Origin of the sequence: Candidatus Nitrosoglobus terrae (genome assembly GCF_002356115.1) — a bacterium.
GTDB classification, from domain to species: Bacteria; Pseudomonadota; Gammaproteobacteria; order Nitrosococcales; family Nitrosococcaceae; genus Nitrosoglobus; species Nitrosoglobus terrae.
The window spans coordinates 547112-569481 of the sequence record NZ_AP014836.1; the positions used below are offsets into that span (position 1 = coordinate 547112).

At 41.7% G+C, this 22370-nt stretch carries 19 protein-coding genes; 4 read left to right on the forward strand and 15 right to left on the reverse strand.

The annotated features are described in order from the left end of the window. Window positions 1–33 precede the first annotated feature (33 nt). The 4 genes from gloA to metK all read right to left on the reverse strand — a co-directional run bounded on the left by gloA (window position 34) and on the right by metK (window position 4068). Window positions 34–417, reverse strand: a complete 384-nt coding sequence (gene gloA, locus TAO_RS02615; protein WP_096526483.1) for a lactoylglutathione lyase — start codon at window positions 415–417, stop codon at window positions 34–36. 7 nt (window positions 418–424) lie between these two features. Next, entirely contained in the window at window positions 425–1321 is an 897-nt protein-coding gene (gene metF, locus TAO_RS02620; protein ID WP_096526484.1) for a methylenetetrahydrofolate reductase [NAD(P)H], read from the reverse strand. A gap of 151 nt (window positions 1322–1472) precedes the next feature. Further along, window positions 1473–2786 (reverse strand): adenosylhomocysteinase, encoded by a 1314-nt coding sequence (gene ahcY, locus TAO_RS02625; protein WP_096526485.1) that lies wholly within the window; start codon window positions 2784–2786, stop codon window positions 1473–1475. Between the two features lie 112 nt (window positions 2787–2898). Next, a complete protein-coding gene (gene metK, locus TAO_RS02630; protein WP_096526486.1) occupies window positions 2899–4068 on the reverse strand; it encodes a methionine adenosyltransferase in 1170 nt (389 codons plus the stop codon). Window positions 4069–4470: 402 nt separating this feature from the next. Here metK and TAO_RS09745 point away from each other — a divergent pair, with 402 nt between their 5' ends. Then, the gene (locus TAO_RS09745) at window positions 4471–5313 is read left to right on the forward strand and encodes a hypothetical protein (protein WP_197702510.1); all 843 of its coding nucleotides are present in this window, start codon (window positions 4471–4473) and stop codon (window positions 5311–5313) included. 65 nt (window positions 5314–5378) lie between these two features. On the opposite strand, the gene TAO_RS02640 is transcribed toward TAO_RS09745, so the two are convergent. The 7 genes from TAO_RS02640 to TAO_RS02670 all read right to left on the reverse strand — a co-directional run bounded on the left by TAO_RS02640 (window position 5379) and on the right by TAO_RS02670 (window position 14341). Beyond that, entirely contained in the window at window positions 5379–5747 is a 369-nt protein-coding gene (locus TAO_RS02640) for a hypothetical protein (protein WP_145955141.1), read from the reverse strand. A gap of 854 nt (window positions 5748–6601) precedes the next feature. Then, complete coding sequence (locus TAO_RS09630; RefSeq protein WP_172419049.1) at window positions 6602–6772, reverse strand: hypothetical protein; 171 nt, start codon at window positions 6770–6772, stop codon at window positions 6602–6604. Window positions 6773–7034: 262 nt separating this feature from the next. Beyond that, a complete protein-coding gene (locus tag TAO_RS02650; RefSeq protein WP_096526489.1) occupies window positions 7035–7214 on the reverse strand; it encodes a Trm112 family protein in 180 nt (59 codons plus the stop codon). A gap of 3 nt (window positions 7215–7217) precedes the next feature. Then, window positions 7218–8231, reverse strand: a complete 1014-nt coding sequence (lpxK, locus tag TAO_RS02655) for a tetraacyldisaccharide 4'-kinase (protein ID WP_096526490.1) — start codon at window positions 8229–8231, stop codon at window positions 7218–7220. Next, the gene (gene msbA / locus TAO_RS02660) at window positions 8224–10011 is read right to left on the reverse strand and encodes a lipid A export permease/ATP-binding protein MsbA (protein ID WP_096526491.1); all 1788 of its coding nucleotides are present in this window, start codon (window positions 10009–10011) and stop codon (window positions 8224–8226) included. The genes lpxK and msbA overlap by 8 nt, the downstream gene beginning before the upstream one ends. 90 nt (window positions 10012–10101) lie before the next feature. Further along, complete coding sequence (locus TAO_RS02665) at window positions 10102–11841, reverse strand: DUF262 domain-containing protein (RefSeq protein WP_096526492.1); 1740 nt, start codon at window positions 11839–11841, stop codon at window positions 10102–10104. 163 nt (window positions 11842–12004) lie between these two features. Then, complete coding sequence (locus TAO_RS02670) at window positions 12005–14341, reverse strand: DNA internalization-related competence protein ComEC/Rec2 (protein ID WP_096526493.1); 2337 nt, start codon at window positions 14339–14341, stop codon at window positions 12005–12007. Between the two features lie 104 nt (window positions 14342–14445). Here TAO_RS02670 and TAO_RS02675 point away from each other — a divergent pair, with 104 nt between their 5' ends. Continuing rightward, window positions 14446–14973 (forward strand): DUF2062 domain-containing protein, encoded by a 528-nt coding sequence (locus tag TAO_RS02675; protein WP_096526494.1) that lies wholly within the window; start codon window positions 14446–14448, stop codon window positions 14971–14973. Between the two features lie 17 nt (window positions 14974–14990). Here the strand turns inward: TAO_RS02675 and lolD are convergent, their stop codons facing one another. From lolD to rpiA, 4 genes are all read right to left on the reverse strand, one after another. Next, window positions 14991–15695, reverse strand: coding sequence for a lipoprotein-releasing ABC transporter ATP-binding protein LolD (lolD, locus tag TAO_RS02680; protein WP_096526495.1), 705 nt, complete (start codon window positions 15693–15695; stop codon window positions 14991–14993). 116 nt (window positions 15696–15811) lie between these two features. Next, window positions 15812–16150, reverse strand: a complete 339-nt coding sequence (locus TAO_RS02685; protein WP_096526496.1) for a DUF2853 family protein — start codon at window positions 16148–16150, stop codon at window positions 15812–15814. A gap of 119 nt (window positions 16151–16269) precedes the next feature. Next, window positions 16270–17517, reverse strand: a complete 1248-nt coding sequence (locus TAO_RS02690) for a lipoprotein-releasing ABC transporter permease subunit (protein WP_096526497.1) — start codon at window positions 17515–17517, stop codon at window positions 16270–16272. A gap of 25 nt (window positions 17518–17542) precedes the next feature. Next, a complete protein-coding gene (gene rpiA / locus TAO_RS02695) occupies window positions 17543–18211 on the reverse strand; it encodes a ribose-5-phosphate isomerase RpiA (protein WP_096526498.1) in 669 nt (222 codons plus the stop codon). A gap of 92 nt (window positions 18212–18303) precedes the next feature. Here rpiA and ilvA point away from each other — a divergent pair, with 92 nt between their 5' ends. Together ilvA and leuS are read left to right on the forward strand one after the other, a co-directional pair. After that, window positions 18304–19842 carry a threonine ammonia-lyase, biosynthetic gene (ilvA, locus tag TAO_RS02700; RefSeq protein ID WP_172419050.1) on the forward strand — a complete coding sequence of 513 codons (1539 nt, stop codon included), beginning with the start codon at window positions 18304–18306 and terminating at the stop codon, window positions 19840–19842. A 60-nt stretch (window positions 19843–19902) separates the two neighbouring features. After that, on the forward strand, window positions 19903–22362 hold the full coding sequence (leuS, locus tag TAO_RS02705; protein ID WP_096526499.1) for a leucine--tRNA ligase: 2460 nt from the start codon (window positions 19903–19905) through the stop codon (window positions 22360–22362). The last annotated feature ends 8 nt before the right edge of the window (window positions 22363–22370 follow it).

Consider the following 22370-nt stretch of genomic DNA (forward strand, 5'->3'; position numbering starts at 1 on the left):
TAATTTTAACTATAGTCTAAAAACTATTTCTAGTTATCTTCGTTCAATAAGCTCAATTTTATAGCCATCCGGATCCTCTACAAATGCAATTACCGTAGTGCCGTGTTTCATAGGTCCAGCCTCCCGTACTATCTTGCCTCCGTATTTTTTTATTTCAGCACAGGCAATTGCAGCATTCTCTACAGCAATTGCAATATGGCCAAATCCGTTCCCTAGATCATAGCTGTTTATATCCCAATTATGAGTTAGCTCTAAAACGGTGTGATTTTCTTCATTACCGTAACCCACGAAGGCGAGCGTAAACCGACCTTCGGGATAATCATGCTGCCGTAGCAGCCGCATACCTAATATCTCAGTATAAAATTTAATTGAATGTTCTAGATTCCCAACTCGCAGCATAGTATGTAAGATTCTCATAATATATCTACCTTGTAGTCACAGTGGATAAATAAGAGTATTTGGCTTCTAAGCCAAGATTATCCCAGATAGCTAAAGTAGGACTGGCTCGGTTTAAAGTATAGAAATGTAGTCCTGGGGCCTCAGCTTCCAGTAATCGGCGACAAAGATCGCTGACTACGTCAGTTGTAAAAGCACTCATAGCAACTGGATCATCGCTAAATTCATCTAGGCGTTTACGTAGCCAGCGCGGGATTTCAGCGCCACTGATATCGGAGAATCTAGCTAATTGTACATAGTTATGGATTGGCATGATTCCAGGAATAATAGGTATATCAATGGCAGTACTTCGGCAACGATCCACGAATCGATAATAAGCATCGCTATTGTAGAAATATTGAGTAATTGCACTATTAGCCCCAGATTCCACTTTACGCTTGAAATTCATTAGATCAGCTCGCGCTGATTTAGCTTGAGGATGGACTTCAGGATAAGCCGCCACTTCAATATGAAAATGATTGCCAGTTTGAGTGCGAATAAACTCCACTAGTTGATTAGCATGGCTAAAATCTCCAGGATCAACAACTCCTGAAGGTAGATCGCCTCGTAGCGCTACTAAACGTTTAATTCCGCGCTGCTGATACTGGTAAAGAATATCTCGAATATTCCCCTGAGTAGAGCCAATACAAGACAGGTGAGGGGCAGCTTCAATGTTACTGCTTTTTGCTTCTGCTTGAATATCAATAATAGTCTCAAAAGTTCGATCCTGAGTAGAACCACCGGCCCCAAACGTTACCGAATAATAACGAGGAGAAATTAAGGCTAATTTTCTTCGGGTATTACGTAGCTTGGATGCCCCTTGTTCACCTTTTGGCGGGAAAAACTCACAGCTAAAAATTAAAGAAGATTTCTGCTGAGATTGCATAATATATTTATATGAAATAAGGAGATGGTTATCTAGTGGATAGCTATAAAATTTAGAAATAGAGTAGCTTTTTAGCTACTCTTTATTTCTGTATTCTACTCTGATTATTTCAGCTACCCATAACATCTGATGCCTTGGCTAAAAATAATTTTTAGTAGCGATAATGATCCGGTTTATAGGGGCCATTTACGGGAATGCCAATATATTTAGCTTGCTCTTCTGTAAGTGAAGTAAGTTTGATTCCGATCTTCTGTAGATGCAAGCGAGCGACTTGTTCGTCCAGTTTTTTGGGTAGCACATAAACCTGCTTTTTGTATTTTCCTAGATTGCTCCATAACTCGATCTGAGCTAAAATTTGGTTGGTAAATGAATTTGACATCACAAAACTTGGGTGCCCTGTTGCGCAGCCCAGATTAACGAGTCGGCCTTCAGCTAGAAGAATGATGCGTTTCCCGTTGGGAAAGATAATATGATCAACTTGAGGTTTGATATTTTCCCAAGGATATTGCTGCAAGCTTGCAACATCAATTTCATTATCAAAATGGCCAATGTTGCAGACAATAGCCTGATTTTTCATCACCTGCATATGATCATGGGTGATAACATGATAATTACCGGTTGCTGCGACAAAAATATCTCCTTTACTAGCGGCTTTTTCCATCGTTACAACTCGATACCCTTCCATAGCCGCTTGAAGAGCGCAAATGGGATCAATTTCAGTCACCCATACGGTTGCTCCTTGTCCACGTAGTGATTGGGCACATCCTTTACCTACATCACCATAGCCCAATATCACTGCAATTTTGCCTGCAATCATAACATCAGTGGCTCGCTTAATACCATCTAAGAGCGATTCACGACAGCCATAGAGATTATCAAATTTAGATTTAGTCACTGAATCATTGACATTAAAGGCTGGCACCTTAAGAGATCCCTGTTTCATCATCTCATATAGACGATGTACCCCCGTAGTAGTTTCTTCCGAAAGGCCGCGAACATTATTTAATAGCTCAGGATATTTGCTGTGCATAATATTGGTTAAATCTCCGCCATCATCCAGTAGCATATTAGGTCGCCAGCCGTTTGATCCATAGATGGTTTGATCAATGCACCACCAATATTCCTCTTCAGTTTCCCCCTTCCATGCAAATACAGGAATTCCCTTAGCAGCAACGGCAGCAGCAGCGTGATCCTGAGTAGAGAAAATATTGCAGGAGGACCAGCGCACCTCAGCCCCAAGGGCTACAAGAGTGTCAATAAGCACAGCAGTTTGAATAGTCATATGAAGGCAGCCCGCAATACGGGCGCCAGCTAAGGGCTTTTGTTGCCGATATTCCTCTCTTAAGGCCATTAAGCCCGGCATTTCGGTTTCAGCAATTGCAATTTCTTTATGGCCCCAGTCGGCTAAATTAATATCAGCAACCTTGTAGTCGTTGGATAAGGCGTTTACGGCCTGTATAGTCATAAAGATCTCCTAAATAAGGTTCTTAAGCTTAGAATAAAGGCGTTCAGCATATTAAAGCCTATAATATTTAAGTCAAATGTCTTTGAGAACAAGCGTTAATTACTTCAATATTTTAGCTTAAACCGGCTGCATCCCGGAGTATCTCAGCTTTATCAGTTTGCTCCCAAGTGAATTCAGGTTCTTTTCGACCAAAATGGCCATAGGATGCGCTTTTTTGGTAAATGGGTCGAATGAGATCCAACATACGCAGAAGACCTACTGGTCTTAAATCAAAGTGCGATCGGACTAACTCAACTAAGCGGGCTTCAGAAATCTTCCCAGTGCCAAAGGTATTCACATTAACTGAGGTAGGTTCAGCCACGCCAATCGCATAAGAAACCTGTACCTCACAGCGTTTAGCTAGGCCAGCAGCAACAAGATTTTTAGCCACATATCGACCGGCATAAGCAGCAGATCGATCCACTTTAGAGGGGTCTTTTCCTGAAAAAGCACCTCCGCCATGGCGCGCCATTCCGCCATAGGTATCTACAATAATTTTACGCCCTGTAAGGCCGCAGTCTCCCATGGGGCCACCAATGATGAAGTTGCCTGTGGGATTAACATGGATATTTTCTGATTTACAATGGTTAAGCCATTCTGGGGGTAAGACTGGCTTAATAATAGTCTCAATTACTGCTTCGCGTAAGGTTGCCTGATTGATCTCAGGACTGTGTTGAGTAGATAACACAATAGCGCTAATTCCTACCGGGATGTCATCCTCATATAATAGAGTCACTTGGCTCTTAGCATCCGGGCGTAGCCAAGGTAACTCACCACTATGGCGCATCTTAGCTTGGCGCTGCACTAAGCGATGGGCATAAGTAATAGGGGCGGGCATTAAAACATCCGTTTCGTCGCTAGCATAGCCAAACATCATCCCTTGATCGCCTGCGCCTTGTTCTTCTTCTAGATCCCGATCTACGCCCTGAGCAATATCGGGTGATTGCTTCCCAATAGCATTTAAAATTGCGCAACTTGCCCCGTCAAACCCCATTTCTGAGCTATTGTAGCCAATAGTGTTAATAGTCTTACGGATAATGTGCTCGTAATCTATATTAGCCTGAGTTGTAATTTCCCCAGCTATGATGACCATGCCGGTTTTAACCAGCGTTTCACAAGCTACCCGTGCTTTTTTATCCTGAGCTAGAATTGCATCTAAAATAGCATCAGAAATCTGATCGGCAATTTTATCTGGATGACCTTCAGAGACTGATTCTGAGGTAAATTGTCTCGTTTCCTTCATGATATGTGTTTATCCCCTTTTTGGATTTTGGCAAAATTTATTGATATTACGGTGAGTACGTAAGGGAAATTAGGTAGAACCGTACGGTTTAAGATTAAATTATAAGTCAAAAATAGTGGCAGGTTTTAACAATATTTATCCTTGATAAAGGATAGAGAAAAATAATATTTGTTGTCTTTAGGTTATAGAATTAGAGATGAACTTTCAAAGTGAGTACCAAGTCCAAAAACTTTAAGTATAAGTATTTGAGAAGAGTGGATTTAGCTAATTCATACCAGATGGAATATAGAAAATAATATTAAAATCTTGAAGAAAATCCAAGATATTTAACTTGGTTATCTTGGTGGTATACGTAGGTCTAAGTATCGCTAATTGGTTCTTTAATCTTAAAAGATGGAGAAAATGAAAGCGCTACTACCCGATGGCAGTAAACTCTTAGGGGCGAGAATAAAACTAGCCACGATAATATTCAAGGGTTTATTCGCCTTAGTCTTAGTACCTGTCATCTCGGTGGCTGAAGAAATCTCAGTACTGTTTACTGCTGCCGGTGATGTTCAAGGCTATGTTGTGCCAATCAGCGGAGTTTATGCGATCCGAGTTGCAGGAGCCCAAGGCGGTGGGGGCTTTGAAAGTAGCGGTGGTTTTGGGGCTGAAGTAGGCGGCGAGGTGATGCTGCGCGCTGGAACAACGCTAATTATCACGGTGGGTGAGCTAGGGGGCATCTTCTTATTCGACTTTGAAGGCGGTGGCGGAGGGGGGGGCAGTTTTTTATTTGATGCTAGTGACAATATACTGCTAGCGGCTGCCGGCGGAGGAGGCGGTGGTGGCAATTATAGCAATGGAGGTGGTGGCAGTGATTTAAGCGGTGACGGTTATGGGGGTAGTAGCGGTACTAATGGTAACGGCGCTGGCGGCGGTGGTGGCTTTTTTAGTAGCGGTGATGCAGCTCTTATGAGCGGCAGTGGTGGGGGTGGTTTTCATGGTCTTGGAGGCATTGGTGGCGGTGATGGTGGCGGCTTTGGTGGCTTTGGTGGCGGAGGTGGGGGTGGCAACGGTGGCGGCGGCGGTGGCGGCGGTTATAGCGGTGGAAACGGTGGAAACGGATTTGGAGGGATTGGCGATGGGGGTAGTGGCGGCGGCTCATTTTTAGCAGATGTTGTGGCCAATCCATATCTTAATAGCAGTGTTAACCGCGGTAATGGTTTTGTTATTCTTAAGCTGATTTTACCCGCATCTCAAATGTGATTTTTCAAAGCTTTAAGGGTGGAATATAAGAGAAAATAAATAATTAATTATTGAATATCAGAATGTTATCGTAAGTAAGAGTATAAATCTTCAGCGGGAGTAATGAAATCTTTTATTTTTGCCAAATTAGTACTATCTAGCAAAGGTGAGATTTTAGAGGAAAAATTGCTTAATGATTCAGCAATAGGGCCTAGGGTTACAGATAAATAACCATCTACACTGCTTATTCGAGCCCCTGTTGATATGGATATTGGGGCTATTTGGCCATCCACAACATCCTGTGGGTTATCAAAAAGATTCGCTAGAGCATATACCCCAATAAGGTGATTTAATTTCTTCAGAACATAAACGCCTACGAGAATTTGATTTGATTGGAAACCTTGTTGTTGATTAATGATTAAATACATATCTGGATCAGAGGTTTGATGGATCAAGCTAATATTATTATTAAGGAAAGGGAGGAGGATATTACTAATAAGTATTGTTGAGCCGGCTAAGCTGCCATTGCTACTATCTATAGCTAGTACCTGAATCTTGCGGGCTCTAGGGCTCCACCACAGGCTACTTTCAGGGATAGTACTAGGGAAGGTGGGAGGCGGGGTGTGAGTTGATGGAGATGAAGCCGGAGGGGGGCTAGGTGATGGATTAGGTTGGGGAGTGGTGGTAGTAAGGGAGTAAATAAAAGCGCCGCAGCAAAAAGTACTTTAGGAATTAGTTCTTTTACTTCTTTCATCACTATACGTCTATAAGTTTCATAGAACATTTAGTTATAAGACAAGCATTAGGGATTATGCTTATATTTTATTACTCGTGATAATACAGGGGATAAAAAATTAAGCTTTTTCATTTTTGGTATTTAATTTATAGGAGAAGAACGAAGGCACTCCTAGCGCAAGATCTTTAGGATGGCTTATGAGTAGAGTAGTTTTAGCGAAAAACATTAGCCTAAGATTTAGAATTGAATTAGGTATTTCTATAGCGATCTGCCCATAGCCGCTATCAGCGAAGCCTAATATAAGCTATTTTTCACTATAAAAGTTTATGAGCTCCTTCTTTTCATCTGGAGAAAGAAGGAGCTCAGATACTTTACCCATGTAATTAAGCAGGAACCCTTTGTTGATGCCAGCAAATCAGTAACTAAAACGCTGCTACCATCCGATTCTCCTGATTTAATCGGAAGCTTGATTGATCTGGTACACTAAGCATACGTAAGTAAGATTGTTATTTTCGTCATAAATACTTGTAATCATTACTTCATCACCACAGGCTATTCTCAGGAAATGATGCTTTAAGGCTTAGGTAAAGATGGAGGAGCAGGTAAAGGTCCACCACTAGGTGAAGGTATAGGTGGAGGCGCGACTGCAACTTCAGGTGTAAAAGTCGTACTGGATTGTGCATGAAGTAAGGGGGCGAATAAAAGCACTGTTAAAACAAGCGCTTTAGCAGGTAATTTTTTCATCACTATAGCCCTCATAAAAGAGTTATTAGATTTAATTAAATTATTTAATACTGGCTATTTAAGCACATCTTCTTTATTTGACCTCTTGTCTGTTTTCAATAGATTAAATTATTTTTATTACCCTAACCCCAAGACTTTAACGGCTAACAAGGTTCTACCGTTATTAGTTAGATTAGACTATATATGGGAAAGATCAAGCACTAGGGGTTGCGCTTATGTTATCCATAGCAATGAGATAAGAGAAAAGCATTAAGATAAAAAATCAAACTTTTTCATCTGGGGAAAGAAGTCTTGCTTTTTCCTCTAGCATCACTGGAATATCATCTCGAATAGGATAAGCAAGACGGCAAGCTTTGCAAATCAATTCCTGAGCTGTTTTTTTATAGACCAATCCGCTTTTACATATGGGGCAGGCCAGTATTTCAAGTAATTTTTTGTCCATAGGTTATCCTATTATTTCTGTATGTTGTTTAGAAGCCCGCTGTAATAAGCTTAATACTTGCTCGCCAAAGGATATAGGCAGAGAAGTGTTAATAGGTACATACCAATAGTTATCGCGAGCAAAACGTTCACATTTTACTGCATCTTTCTCCGTCATGAGAATTGGCTGATTATCGCCAAAGACAAGATCCTTAGGTTCAAAGCAGTGATGATCAGGAAAAAAATGTTGGCAAACGCTGATACCTAGTTTTTGTAGCTGAGTAAAAAATCGCTGTGGATTTCCAATTCCTGCCACACCATGTATTTCAGTACGCTTAAATTTTTTTAGAGCGCGTACCGTACGGCTTTTAAGGCAATGGGCTTTTTGAATATGTAACTCCATAGCAAATTCATTTTTTTGAGCATCACCGCTGTTAATTACGACTAAATCTACAGTTTGGATGCGACTTAAAGGCTCTCTTAAAGGCCCAGCGGGTAAGCAGTATCCGTTGCCGAAACGTCGCACTCCATCCACAACTAAGATTTCTATATCTCGACCTAGAGCGTAATGTTGTAGCCCATCATCTGAGAGCAAGACATTACAATCTGAGTGGGCTAAAAGCGCTCTGGCAGCAGCCACTCGATCGGGCCCTACCACGATGGGGCATGTAGTGCGTCGAGACAAGATAACGGCTTCATCACCAACAAGATTAGGATCGCTACTAGGATAGACACGCTGAGGATAATTTTGAGCTTTACCTCCATAGCCGCGGCTAATAATTCCTGGGTAATAGCCATGGTGTTGGAGAAATTGAGCTAACCAAATAACTAGCGGCGTTTTTCCTGTGCCTCCTAGAGTAAGGTTACCAACTACTAAAACCGGTATGGGGAGTCTCTGGACAGACAATAATTCTCGAACATAAGCCCATCGGCGTAAGATGACTACGAGTCGAAATAGAGTACTGAGAGGTGTGAGTAACCAACGACTAAAATGATAACTGTACCAATAGTTAAGGATAATTTTTTTATAATCAAACATTGACAACAGGAGCTAGGGGATATGGATTACTATTACGAAACTGTAAGCGGTAGAGTTCAGCATAGTGGCTATTTTGGGCAAGAAGCTGACTATGGGGGCCCATTTCTATAATTTGGCCTCGATGAAGAACCACAATGTTATCAGCCCTTTCTACGGTAGAAAGGCGATGGGCAATGACTAGGGTGGTTCGTTGCTCCATTAAGGTCTCTAACGCTGCTTGGATATGTCGCTCAGCTTCAGTATCCAACGAGGCGGTGGCTTCATCTAAGATGAGAACGGGTGCATCTTTAAGTAAGGCGCGGGCAATGGCTAGTCGTTGCCGTTGTCCTCCAGAAAGCAATACCCCGTTTTCTCCAATAATAGTATCCAGCCCTTTAGGTAGACGTTCAATAAACTCCATGGCATGAGCGGCTTTAGCGGCATGGATAATGTCCGTTCTGCTAATTTGCGTATCATCGCCTCCGTAAGCGATGTTATGGGCAATAGTATCATTGAATAAAACGATTTGCTGATTCACTAAGGCAATCTGTCTACGCAGCTCAGTAAGACGAAAATCTCGAATATCAGCACCATCCAAAGTGATTCGCCCGGAGCCAGTTTCATAAAAGCGCGCTAATAAGCTAACTAAAGTGGATTTACCACTACCGGAGTGCCCTACTAACGCTACAGTTTGGCCAGCGGCTATATTGAGATTAATATTAGTAAGCACCCAACTACTGTTAGGCGTATAGCGAAAAGATAATTGTTCAATATTGATTGCCCCTTGAGCTCTATCGATACTTTTCTGGCCTCGATCTAATTCTGGTGCTTCTTCCAGTAAACTAAAGATACTCTGGGCAGCCGCAATCCCTCTCTGCAAAGTACCATTAATCTTAGTGAGGCGCTTAATGGGGGCGAGCAGCATCATCATCGCTGTAATAAAAGAGATAAAAGTGCCAATACTAATCTGGGTAAGTACCGATTCGCGGGTGGCTAAATAAATTACGCCGGCTAGCCCTAAAACAGCAACAAGCTGAATAGTAGGCTGGCTGATAGAGTCAATAGCAACCATTTTCATGGCTTGCTGGCGATTTCGAGCATTAGCTCGGCTAAAACGCTGGGTTTCGTAAGTTTGTCCTCCAAATATTTTGATTTCTCGATAACCTTCAATACCCTCTTGGGCAACGTGGCTAACTTCTCCTATGGAGGTTTGAATTTTTTGGCTAATACGGCGAAAACGATAGCTGACAAATCTAACGATAAGGCCAATTATCGGGGTTGTCACTAAAACCACAAGAGTGAATAGCCCATTGAGGTACACCATCCAAATAAGTAGCCCGATAATGGTGAGGAAGTCGCGAATTATAGTTAGTACGGCATCAGTGGCCGCATTAGAGACCTGTTCTACATCATAGATAAGCTTAGCAAGGAGCTGTCCAGAAGGATTTTGATCATAAAAGCGTGCTGGTAAGTTTAGAAGATGAGAAAACATGCCTTCTCGTAAATCCTCTACTACCCGACGGGCTATCCAGCGTAAGCCGTAATTGGTGATAAAACTGGCTACCCCGCGGACTAAGAATAAACCGATCAATAGAAGCGGAATAGATTGAATAGTGGTCTGATCCCGTTCAACAAAGCTTCCATCCATGAGCGGTTTCATCAGCGCGGCTAGCCCGGTTTCGGTACTGGCATAGACCACCATCATGACCACTGAGAGCATAAAAATCCATCGGTACGGGTGGGCGTGACTGAGGAGGCGACGATAGATGGTAAATCCAGATTCTGAATGAGGGGCGGGCATGATGGTGTATGGTTAGATGAATAGGTAGATTAAAAATTTTTCTGTGTCAAATAACTACAGTAAAGATTTTAAATTTTAAGCACTAAAAAACTACTTAAGTAGCTCTGTTAATTTTTCAGTCAATAATATTTTTCTTTTAGTATAAAATTCATCAAAATTATGAATTGAAAAATCTGTCATATCTGTGGGTAATAGGTGAGCCTCTAGGAAAGCCGTTCTATCTCTGGATGCGGGTTCCTGATCAATCCATTCAGCGAGGGAGATCTCCTGCTTTGCGCTGTTTTCATTAGCATTTAACATTTGTAAATTAACAATAGAGTGATAGTCTTTCTCGTTGTATTGACCTTGAGTGGCTTGAGATATTGCTTCAAATTGTTTTACTGGATGCAAATGATCTTTATGGAATGCATTGTTCTCATAATCTAAATGAGGAAATAACAGGGATAATAGGGAGAATGAGCGTTCATGTTTATGTTTATATTGAGTGATCAGTAGTTCAGCTATAAATTCTTCACCCACACTAGCCTCTTTCCTGATATGTGAAAAAATCTTTTCGGAGGGAAAAAAATCAATACCTGAAGTAATTTTCGTATCTCTAATATTCCCAGTGAAAGCTTGTCTAATTTGAGATAAGGTATTATTTGATACCCCTCCAAAAACTTGTTTTAACAAGCTGATATGCAACCATGTTTTTATATGAACCCGATCTTCTTTATATTTTATTTTAGTGCTGTAATCCTCATAAATATCTTTATGATATAAATAATAAGCGATGGGCAGAATAGAGTTTTTTGAGATTAATGTGGAATCATTAAACCCAAATACTTTCATCAAATCAAAGGTAGACAGTAAGCAATCTCTAATTTTATCCCACTCTTTTTCAAAGGATTGACTATTTTCTTTGGAAAAATTCTTAGCTGTAAACGTAATATCTGCACTATACAAATAAAGATATGCTCTTAATATTAAATCTTTACTTATGGTAAATCCTTTGTCTTGAATATTATCTACTAATTGATGAATTTCCTTCCGTGCATCTCTAGTTACCCAGTTTGCAATGACCATAGACATGACTAAATCAGAAAAATCTAAGGGTTTACCACCACTATTGATGCGTATAAAAATATTTAAAGCGGTATCTATCTCTTGATCCGATTTTAATAAAAAGAAATTAATGGGGGTATCTCGGGTAATTACCCGTCTTAATTGGCGTATCGTATTTTTTGAAAACGCGCTAAATGATTCTATAAAGCTATCAAGATCCTCATCGCTAGGGAAATTTAATATTTCCCCTACTTTAAACCATGAGATATTACGAGAATCCTTATATATTCTTTGGCTATGCGTGTTGGAGTCTATTAAAAACTTGAATTCATAAACCCGCCCATCTTCTTGATCAGAGAGCTTTTCATCTATATTTAAATACAATCGTCTTGTAGGAATATTCCGCTCAGTATCTTCCCATCTCTTCCCAGTAACTTTATAAGCATAATTTCCCTTTAAGCCGATATATAAAGCGGTTAAGCGCTGCTGGCCGTCTAAAATAGCAATGAAAGACGATAGGCCATTTGTTGAAATCTCTTCATTATGTGTTTTATATCTTTCTCTGAATTCAGAAATAAATTTATAAAATTTATATTTTTTTGCATTTTCTTTTACCTCCCAAAATAAAAACGAACTAATGGGGTAGCTTTTCATAATGGAGTCAAAGAGCCATTCAATTTTATCGTGAGACCACACAAATTCTCGTTGAATCGCCGGTAATAGGTAGCTATTTTCCGTAATTTTATGAACCGCTTCTGCAATGGTGATTGGGGTTTGAAAGGACATTTTTTCTTCTTTCTTTTTAAATTGATAATGCTTGATCTAAATTCCTCAGTTTATTAATTCGTCTATTGGCTGCTATCCTTTAGCGTTGTTATTTTATTTTGGTGATGTTGCCACGGGCTTTTAAAAGGTAAAAGTATTTATTGCTATCTATTACTCAATCATGCTAATCCCCGGTCCAATAGTGGCGATTACGCTGCCTGAAAGTCTCTGGATCATTGAGGGTATTTTGATCTAAATGGAATGTAATCGCTCCATGGCGGGCGGTATCCCATGTTTTTGCTCCATGCTGAAGATAGCGCTGAACAATCGAAGGTTGAGGAAAGTGCCATTGATTCCGATAGCCTACAGCAAAAAGGACGTGCTTAGGATTAACAGCAGTGATAAAGGCAGGGCTTGAAGAGGTCAAGCTACCATGATGAGGGGCTACTAAAATAGTCGCTGAGAGATTAGAGGAATTAGCGGTCACTAGTGCATGCTCTGCTTGGCGCTGAATATCCGCGGCAATAAGAATGTGCTGCTCTCCTCTAGTGATACGCAGTACACAGGAATGATTGTTACCTTGGCCAGAATCTGATGAAGGGTGAAGTATTTGAAAATCGATTCCATCCCAATGCCAGCGTTGGCCGCGAATACATTGCTGTGCTTCAATCTTATTGAGTTGATTAGGCGTGCTGGTAAGTATTTGGGTGGCGGGTATTTGATGTAGGAGTCCTGTTGCCCCCCCAGCATGGTCATTATCACTATGGCTGATAATTAAAGTATCCATATGATGGATGCCTTGACTACGGAGAAAGGGAGCGATTACGGCTTCACCTGCATTAAATTGGGAACTGTAGCGAGGGCCCGTATCAAACACTAAGGTATGGTGGCGAGTACGAGCAACTGCCGCTAGACCTTGTCCCACATCAAGCAGGGTAAACCATAGAGATCCATCAGCTGGGCGTGCTTGTGGTAGCAAAAACAAAGGGAGTAGCGCAATCGATCCTAGCCAGCGTCCGGGTAATCCTCGTGGAGCGAGGATAAGCAAGCTTCCAAGCGTGGCTGAAATGAGCACCCATAAGGGAGGGGCTTGGTGATCCCACTGAGCTAGAGGAAGGGTCGCACACCAAGTAAGGAATTTCCAGAGTATAGCGAGCAGGTGATCGGCAAAACGAATAATAGGGATTCCTACAGTAGGAAAAGGTATAAGCAATAATGTTCCCAGAAGTAATATTGGAACGATAAGCAGTTCTACCCAAGGAATAGCGATTATATTTGTAAGAGGAGCCACTAAGGAAAGGCGCTGGAATTGGTACAGGAGTATTGGAGCTAACCCAATAGCCACTACCCATTGAGCTTTACCCCACTGCCGCCAAAGACGCTCAAAATGATAAAAAATAGCACTAGGGTAAGCAGTTTCAGTGGAAGAAGATGGCCGAAATCCTGCCATTCCAATTATCAGTATTGCAACTGATCCAAAGGAAAGCCAAAATCCTGCGGTAAGAACGGAAAGCGGGTCCCAAATAAGCACTAATAATAGGGCCAGCGCAAGGGTACGGGAGACGTGAATGGGGCGTTTTAGTAATATCGCAAGCATGACGAGACCTACCATAATCAGCGCCCGTTGAGTGGGAACGGAGAAGCCAGCCAAACCTGCGTAACACAAAGCACTCATGAGAGCACCAATAGCAGCCGCTTGATGAGCGGGTAAGATTAAAATATTAGCCGCCCGCAAAGACCAGAGCCGTCGTCCTAGAAAATAAACCCATCCAGCTAATAAACTAATATGTAGCCCTGAGATTGAGACTAGATGAATGGTTCCTGTACGTTCCAGAACTTGCCATTGTTGAGGGAGAATATTATGCTCTTTACCTAAGGTAAGTGCCTCTACTAGCCCTCGTTGGGGGCTACCAGAAAGTACGACATTAATCTGCTCAAGTAGATACTGACGAATTCGATCAATAGGGTAGTAATACCGATGGGATTCGATAAGATGATTGGCGGCTGATTCCCGAACGTAGCCGGTAGCTCGAAAACCTTGTTGGAAGAGCCAACCTTCATAATCAAATCCTCCTAGATTCATAAACCCTCGTGGTCGCTTAAGTCGGGCTATTAATTGCCAATGATCCCCTACTTTGAGCTTAGAAGGTGGTTTTTGATACCAGTTTAAACGTATCCATTGGGGTGTATCCCAAACTTGATCTTTAAATAGTAAGCGTTTAGAGGCAAATGTAAAATGTAGGCTATGATTTTGATCATCAGGAATAGAGGCTATAATACCATCTAGGAGCACATCCTGCCCTTCTAATGTTAGAGGTAATTCTTGGGAAAGTAATAGATCTGCGCGGAAAAGCGCCCAAAGAAACCCAGCAATGATCAGTAATAGTGGTCTTAGGTGTTTATAAAGAAGGATGAATGGAATACACCCCAATAGGAGCCAAGACCATTTAGGGTCTGGTAACTGGGGTAATTGTTGCAGAAGCGTCACTCCTGCAAGAAAAGCAAGGGAGTTTAATACCATACTTTGCGATAAATCAGATTCCGGTGATAAAATTTAATGTATTGTTATACCCATAAGAGCGTAACTTAGAGATAATAAACAATGTGAATTTATAGGGTATCGTTATGTCACGGAGAATTCTTAAACGCTATCTACCAAAACCTCAATATATTAAGGAACATAAACATCTACGTCACTTTGGGGAGTGGTTATCCACCCCTAATCTGTGGTATCTCAACCGTCGATCGGTAGCTTGGGCAGTAAGTATCAGCTTATTTATTGCTTTTATCCCGGTACCCGGTCATACGCTGCTGGCAGTGATTGCTGCCATATGGGCGCGAGTTAATCTGCCAGTGTGTATCTCAGTCGTTTGGTTTAATAACCCTTTTACGATGGGGCCAATATATTTTTTTAACTATAAGGTTGGGGCTTGGTTACTAGGAAGCCCGATTGAAATGATAGAATTTGAAGCTACTTGGCAATGGCTAAAAACAGGGTTTCTTACTATTTGGCAGCCGTTTCTACTGGGATCTGTAGTGGTAGGTTTAGTAGCGAGTATTCTCGGTGGTTTAGGTATGAATTATTCATGGCGATTAGGGGTATATCGACATTGGAAAGAACGAGTGCGTAAAAGGATAGTACCGCAGACGTAGGTAAGAGGTGAGTTATTTTAGGGTAATAATCCTTGCACTAACTGGCCGTCTACTAAAGTAAGAACCCGATTCATTTGCATGGCTAAATGAGGATCATGAGTAACTACTATCAGTGCTGTATTTAAATCTCGATTAAGATCCAGCATTAAGTTAAAAATTTGTTCAGCATTTGCCCGATCTAAGTTACCGGTGGGTTCATCTGCTAGTACACAATTAGGATCGGTAACAAGTGCTCGTGCTACTGCAGCCCGCTGACGCTCACCCCCTGATAATTTTCCTGGTTTGTGATGAAGGCGCGCCTCTAATCCAACCCGCTCTAGGAGTGTTTTTGCTTTTTTTCGTGCTTTTGCTGCTTTAGCGCCTGCAATAAGTAAAGGTAGAGCAACATTCTCTAGGGCAGTGAATTCTGGTAGTAAGTGGTGAAATTGGTAGACAAATCCTAGGGTACGGTTACGTAGCTGTCCGCGCTTTACATCGCTAAGCTGAGCCATATTCTGGTTAGCAACCCAGACTTCGCCTCGAGTTGGGTGATCTAGCCCTCCCAATAAGTGGAGTAAGGTACTTTTGCCAGATCCAGAGGTTCCTACAATAGCTATTCGTTCTCCTTGGGTTACAGACAAATTTATCTCTCGCAGCACTTCTATCAAGAGATAACCATCAGCGAAGCTTCGGCCTAATTTGTGGCAACTTAAGATTATCTCTGTAGGTGAACTAGAACTCACGGGAGAGCAATTACTTCCTGATTATCTAGTATGAATATAAATAAGACACATTTCCCTTTTTTGCCTAGAAGCAAGAAGGATAATTTTTTATGGAAAATCGTAAAAATTATATTTGATTATATATACAATGCTTCTTTATTAAATCTTTTAATAAGCAAGGCATAGAATAAGGTTCTGTATTTTTTTCGATTGGCGCTGCCTAATTTTTCTATTACTTCTTTTATGGCTTGGTCTAATTCAGGATCCTCTTTAAGCCCCAACTTACCAATTAAAAAATTTTTCCTGACAGTTCCTAACTCATCTTGGCTAGTAGAAGAAACAAGCTCCGAATTGGCATTATAAATAGAGGGTCCTAGGCTTTTGGCGACTGAAACTAGAAAGTCATGAGAGATATCTAAATTTAATCTTTTAACTTCTGCGGAATATTTATCGATAGCTTCATCAAATTTGCTCATAGGGGAAAATTAAAATTTAATATAGGTAGAAATTTATAATTAAACGCTATTAGTTCAGCACTCTACCCCTATAAAACTGTAAAATCAATCAATTAATGTAGTCATTTCATTTACAGATATCATACATAGCGTAGCGCTTCTGCGGGTTGAGTTCGGGCTGCTCGCCAAGCAGGATATAGGGTAACTAGAACACAGAGTACAAAAGAGGCACCGCAAATAGTAGTGACATCGTTCCAGCTTAGCTCTGAAGGTAACTCGCTAATATAATAAATTTCTGGAGGTAGGAATTGCACACCAAAAAGGGATTCGATATGGGGCACTACGGTTTCTACGTTAGAGGCAAGCGCAACTCCGCCTATCATGCCTAAGAATGTGCCAATAAGACCAATAATTGTCCCCTGAACCATAAAGACTCCCATGATGCTTGCCGGAGTCGCTCCCAAAGTGCGTAGGATAGCGATATCTGCTTGTTTATCAGTGACGACCATGACTAAGGTAGAGACGATGTTAAAAGCGGCCACAGCAACAATGAGAAACAGGATGACAAACATAACTGTTTTCTCAGTTTTTAAGGCGCGGAAAAAATTGGCGTGTTGGTAAGCCCAGTCTGCTGTTTGGTAGTTATCGGGAAGTGTTTCCCGTAATTCGTAAGCAATTTCAGGGGCTCTAAATAGATCGTGGAGCTTAAGGCGAAGCCCGCTGATTTTTCCTTGGAGGCGAAACAGTGTTGCCGCATCTTCTATATTCATGATTGCAAGGGCACTATCATATTCATACATCCCTACTTGGAAAATTCCGCTTACTGTTACCTGCTTAATTCGTGGGATAATTCCCGCTGGGGTAGCTGTTGCTTGAGGGGTTACCACGATAATTTTATCGCCAACAAAAACACCTAAGGAGCGAGCTAAGTCTATACCTAATACTATCTGGAAGCTTTTTGGGCGTAAGCTATCTAAGTTACCTATCTTTATTTTGCTACGGATATCATCGACTTGATCTTCTTGATCTAACTGAATTCCTCGAATTAACGTGCCTTGTACCCGACTACTGTGAGTAACCATGGCTTGCCCCTCTACAAAGGGAGCAATACCGGCTATTCTGGGATCCGCTTTTACTTTAGCTTTTAGCTCCTGCCAGTTTTTCAGTGTTCCATCATGACCTGTGATAGTGACATGAGCAATCGTACCTAAAATACGAGTACGTAGCTCTTTCTCAAAACCGTTCATCACTGAGAGCACGGTAATTAAAGCTGCTACACCTAAGGCTACTCCCAGCATAGAAGTAAGAGAGATAAAAGAAATAAAATAATTATTCTGCTTAGCTCGAGTGTAGCGTAGACCTATATAAAGGGATAAAGGTTTAAACATGATAGGCTAAAGATCGTAGCGTTTATTAAGTACCTTTAGGATAAACTGTCTTTGCCCCTGATGCAGTACCAAGAATGAGCATATCTGCTGGACTGATAGCAAAAAGGCCGTTAGTCACTACTCCCGTGATATTATTTAATTGCGTTTCCAATTTAGCAGGCTCCATAATTGACAATCCATGAATATCAAGAATCTGATTGCCATTATCAGTAGTAAAACCCTCACGATAGACGGGCTGGCCACCAAGTTTAATAACTTGTCGGGCAACATAGCTACGAGCCATTGGAATCACTTCAACAGGAAGTGGAAATTTGCCTAGTATATCAACCAGTTTTGACTGCTCAGCAATACAGATAAATTTTTTGCTGGCAGCAGCAATAACTTTCTCACGGGTGAGTGCGCCACCACCACCTTTAATCAGTTGTAGATAGTGATTAGATTCATCGGCACCATCAATATAAATTGGAATTTCACCCACGGAGTTCAGATCATAAACTGGGATATTCAAGGCTTTAAGCTGCGTTGTAGAGGATTCAGAGCTAGATACGGCGCCCTCAATTTTGCCTTTAACTGTCTTTAGCAGATCAATGAAATGGTTAACCGTAGAGCCAGTACCAACACCGATAATAGTACCTACCTCTATATACTCAAGGGCGGCTTTAGCCACTAGCTTTTTCATTTCATCAGGACTCATCACTCTACTCCAAAAGTTATATTATCTGTTACTTTAATAAATTATATGTAAAACAAGAAGCTGCTAACACTATTATTTATTATTGTTAATGTATGGCCATACTATACTCTTATGTTGAGCGTATTCTTAAGTCCCGAGTTTATGAGCTTGCCAGAGAGACTCCACTGGATTCAATGCGGCGTCTTTCACTGCGGTTACAAAATAGTATCTTGCTAAAACGAGAAGATCTGCAATCAACTTTCTGTTTTAAGCTTCGAGGCGCTCATAACAAACTTACCTATCTATCAGAAGAGGCGTGTCGTCGTGGGGTGATTGCCGCCTCAGCAGGCAATCATGCCCAAGGGGTTGCGCTTTCCGCGCGTAAATTAGGCATTCATGCACGGATTGTGATGCCAAGAACTACCCCGTCCATTAAAGTTGAATCGGTTCAGGATCTAGGTGCTGAGATTGTACTGATCGGAGATACCTATGATGAAGCTTATCAGCACGCCTTAACTTTGGCTAAAAACGAGGGACGTACTTTCATTCACGCTTATGATGATCCGGATGTGATTGCTGGCCAAGGGACTATTGGGATGGAAATCTTACGTCAGCACTCAAGGCCGCTACGGGCCATATTTGTACCTGTTGGTGGGGGTGGTCTTATTGCAGGAATTTCTGCTTATGTGAAAGCTTTATTTCCTGAGATTCGAATTATCGGCGTAGAGCCTGAGGATGCTCCAACCCTTTATCGTTCTTTGGAAATGGGAAAGCCGATTCGATTAGATCATGTGGGTATTTTTGCCGATGGTGTTGCTGTACGTCAAATGGGGGAGGAGTCTTTTCGTATCGCTCAAGAAACTGTTGATGAGGTCATTTTGGTGGATAGTGATGCAATTTGCGCAGCGGTTATGGATATTTTTGAGGATACTCGCTCTATTGCCGAACCCGCAGGCGCTTTGGCTATTGCTGGGTTAAAGCGCTATGTAGCCCGTGAAGGGCTTCGGGGTCAACATCTGGTGGCTATTAATAGCGGTGCTAATACCAATTTTGATCGGTTGCGTTATATCACTGAGCAGGCCGAGTTAGGGGGGCAGCGCGAAGCTTTATTTTGTGTCACGATACCGGAAAAACAAGGTAGTTTTTTGAAGTTTTGTGAAGCAATTGGTGATTATGGGATTACAGAGTTTAATTACCGCTATGCAGATCCAAGTGATGCCCATATATTTGTAGGAGTTCAGATGCGTAATGGCAGCCAGATTAAAAATCAATTGCTCCAGCAACTCCAAGCTCAAGGCTATCCGGTAGTAGATATGACTGCTAATGAAATGGCTAAACTCCATATACGTTATATGGTAGGTGGACATGCTCCAGAGCTGAAGAATGAGGTGCTCTATCGGTTTGAGTTTCCTGAGCGCCCTGGCGCTTTATTAAGTTTTTTAGCCCATATGGGGAATCGCTGGAATATTAGTTTATTCCATTATCGTAATCATGGAGCTGCGTATGGTCGAGTTTTGATAGGGATTCAGGTGCCTAGTGCTGAAAGAAAAGAGTTTCAGACTTTCTTGGATGAGCTCACTTATGTTTATCAAGAAGAGAGTGACAATCCAGCTTATCAGTTATTTTTAGGTTCACCTCCATTTCATACCTAAGTAGTTAGCATAAGTATTAGGGTATTTTAATTTTTTAATTATTTGAGCTTATAAATTTTAATGGACGAGCATTACCAGCCAGAGCAGATTGAAGCTGAGGCTCAAGCGTACTGGGAGCAACAGCAAAGTTTTTGCGTTACTGAAGATCCAAGCAAGGAAAAATTTTATTGTTTATCCATGTTTCCCTACCCCAGTGGACGGCTACATATGGGACATGTACGCAATTATACCATTGGTGATGTGATTGCCCGCTATCAGCATATGAAAGGTAAAAATGTACTCCAACCTATGGGCTGGGATGCTTTCGGCCTGCCTGCAGAAAATGCAGCTATTCAAAACCGAGTACCCCCAGATGAGTGGACGTATAAAAATATTGATTATATGCGCAGGCAGCTAAAGCGACTAGGTTTTGCGTATGATTGGTCTCGTGAATTAGCCACTTGTCGCGCTGACTATTATCGCTGGGAACAATGGTTATTTACTAAACTATTGGCTAAGGGGTTGGTATATAAAAAAACGGCTTCAGTAAATTGGGATCCGGTCGATCAAACTGTGTTAGCCAATGAACAGGTTGTGGACGGGCGGGGTTGGCGTTCAGGTGCAATTGTAGAGCGGCGTGAAATACCTCAATGGTTCTTGAAAATTACGGCTTATGGGGAGGAGTTACTTAACGGTTTGGATCAGCTTACAGGCTGGCCAGAGCAAGTGCGTACGATGCAACGTAATTGGATTGGTCGCTCTGAGGGGGTTGAAATTCAGTTTCAGGTAGATGGAAATCAACCCTTATCCGTATTTACTACCCGCCCGGATACTTTAATGGGGGTAACCTTTATTTCAGTAGCTGCTGAGCACCCCCTGTCTTTGGAGGCAGTAAAAACTAAGCCTGAGTTGGCACTATTTATTGAAGAATGCCAACGTACTACGACTTCGGAGGCGGTCGTAGAGACTCTAGTCAAAAAAGGTATGGATACTGGCCGTAAAGCTATTCATCCGCTGACTGGAGAAGCAGTGCCTATTTGGATCGCTAATTTTGTGTTGATGGGTTATGGTACTGGGGCGGTGATGGCTGTTCCAGCCCATGATCAGCGAGATTATGAGTTTGCTAAAACCTACGGGCTACCAATTAAACAAGTCATTACCCCTCAAGATGATGATAAGGTTTGGGATTTAAGCCAATCTGCTTTTGTTGAGAAAGGGGTACTCATCAATTCTGGTCAATTTACTGGTCTTAATTTTGATCAAGCATTTGTAGCTATTGCCCAGCATTTGGAGCAGATAGGCAGAGGGCAGCGTATGATTAATTACCGGCTGCGAGATTGGGGAGTATCACGCCAGCGTTACTGGGGTACCCCTATTCCTATTATTAATTGTACTCAATGTGGTGCAGTACCGGTATCAGAGAAAGAATTACCTGTAGTGCTCCCTGAAGGGGTGCAATTTGATGGGGTTTGTTCGCCACTTAAGCAGATGCCTGAGTTTTATCAGACGATTTGTCCTCAATGTGGTAATCAGGCTGAACGAGAAACAGATACCTTTGATACTTTCTTTGAGTCCTCTTGGTATTATGTTCGCTACTGTTGCCCAGATAATAATACAGCCATGACTGATAAACGAGGACATTATTGGCTCTCTGTAGATCAATATATTGGCGGCATTGAGCACGCGGTATTACATTTACTCTACGCTCGTTTTTTTTATAAAGTGCTACGAGATATGGGTTTGGTCAATGGACATGAGCCTTTTACCAACCTACTTACTCAAGGAATGGTACTTAAAGATGGGGCAAAGATGTCTAAATCTAAAGGAAATACGGTAGATCCTCAAGCGCTCATTGATCGGTATGGAGCTGATACGGCTCGTTTATTTATCATGTTTGCTGCTCCTCCGGAGCAATCATTAGAGTGGTCCGAAAGTGGTGTGGAAGGATCGTATCGGTTTCTTAAGCGACTTTGGCGTACAGTTGCTGCCCATGTAGCTCAAGGCAAAGTGGCTAAGTTAGATTTTGATCTTAAAACCTTAACCACTGAGCAGAAAAATCTTCATCGGAAGGTTCATGAAACTATTGCTAAAGTCGGTGATGACATTGGGCGACGTTATACGTTTAATACTGCAATTGCGGCAGTTATGGAGCTGATGAATACGTTAGCAAAGTTTGATGATAATTCTCCTCAGGGATACTCTGGGCGTCAGGAAGCCTTAGAAGCTGTTGTATTATTACTTTCACCTATTACCCCTCATATTTGCCATCGATTATGGCTGGCGTTGGGTCATAAAGAAGCTATCATTGATGTTTCTTGGCCAGAGGCTAACCCAGAGGCTTTAATCAAAGCAGAAATTGAGCTTATTATTCAGGTGAATGGTAAACGGCGAGGGCAGATTGTAGTAGGGGTGGATGCAACAAGAGAGATGATTGAAGCTCAAGCGCAGAATATGCTTAATGTACAGCGATTTATTCAGGGTAAGGAAATAGCTGAGGTGGTTATTGTTCCTAATCGCCTTGTCAATCTAGTGGTAAGGTAATGTACTGA

Excerpts from the sequence above, each read along its gene's own strand:
- TAO_RS02685 (WP_096526496.1), bottom strand. The coding sequence starts at position 16,150 with ATGAGCAAATTTGATGAAGCTATCGATAAATATTCCGCAGAAGTTAAA.
- msbA (WP_096526491.1), bottom strand. The coding sequence starts at position 10,011 with ATGCCCGCCCCTCATTCAGAATCTGGATTTACCATCTATCGTCGCCTC.
- TAO_RS09630 (WP_172419049.1), bottom strand. The coding sequence starts at position 6,772 with ATGAAAAAATTACCTGCTAAAGCGCTTGTTTTAACAGTGCTTTTATTC.
- leuS (WP_096526499.1), top strand. The coding sequence starts at position 19,903 with ATGGACGAGCATTACCAGCCAGAGCAGATTGAAGCTGAGGCTCAAGCG.
- ilvA (WP_172419050.1), top strand. The coding sequence starts at position 18,304 with ATGGCCATACTATACTCTTATGTTGAGCGTATTCTTAAGTCCCGAGTT.
- TAO_RS02670 (WP_096526493.1), bottom strand. The coding sequence starts at position 14,341 with ATGGTATTAAACTCCCTTGCTTTTCTTGCAGGAGTGACGCTTCTGCAA.
- TAO_RS02665 (WP_096526492.1), bottom strand. The coding sequence starts at position 11,841 with ATGTCCTTTCAAACCCCAATCACCATTGCAGAAGCGGTTCATAAAATT.
- rpiA (WP_096526498.1), bottom strand. The coding sequence starts at position 18,211 with ATGAGTCCTGATGAAATGAAAAAGCTAGTGGCTAAAGCCGCCCTTGAG.
- TAO_RS02690 (WP_096526497.1), bottom strand. The coding sequence starts at position 17,517 with ATGTTTAAACCTTTATCCCTTTATATAGGTCTACGCTACACTCGAGCT.
- TAO_RS09745 (WP_197702510.1), top strand. The coding sequence starts at position 4,471 with ATGAAAGCGCTACTACCCGATGGCAGTAAACTCTTAGGGGCGAGAATA.
- metK (WP_096526486.1), bottom strand. The coding sequence starts at position 4,068 with ATGAAGGAAACGAGACAATTTACCTCAGAATCAGTCTCTGAAGGTCAT.
- TAO_RS02650 (WP_096526489.1), bottom strand. The coding sequence starts at position 7,214 with ATGGACAAAAAATTACTTGAAATACTGGCCTGCCCCATATGTAAAAGC.
- metF (WP_096526484.1), bottom strand. The coding sequence starts at position 1,321 with ATGCAATCTCAGCAGAAATCTTCTTTAATTTTTAGCTGTGAGTTTTTC.
- TAO_RS02675 (WP_096526494.1), top strand. The coding sequence starts at position 14,446 with ATGTCACGGAGAATTCTTAAACGCTATCTACCAAAACCTCAATATATT.
- gloA (WP_096526483.1), bottom strand. The coding sequence starts at position 417 with ATGAGAATCTTACATACTATGCTGCGAGTTGGGAATCTAGAACATTCA.
- lpxK (WP_096526490.1), bottom strand. The coding sequence starts at position 8,231 with ATGTTTGATTATAAAAAAATTATCCTTAACTATTGGTACAGTTATCAT.
- ahcY (WP_096526485.1), bottom strand. The coding sequence starts at position 2,786 with ATGACTATACAGGCCGTAAACGCCTTATCCAACGACTACAAGGTTGCT.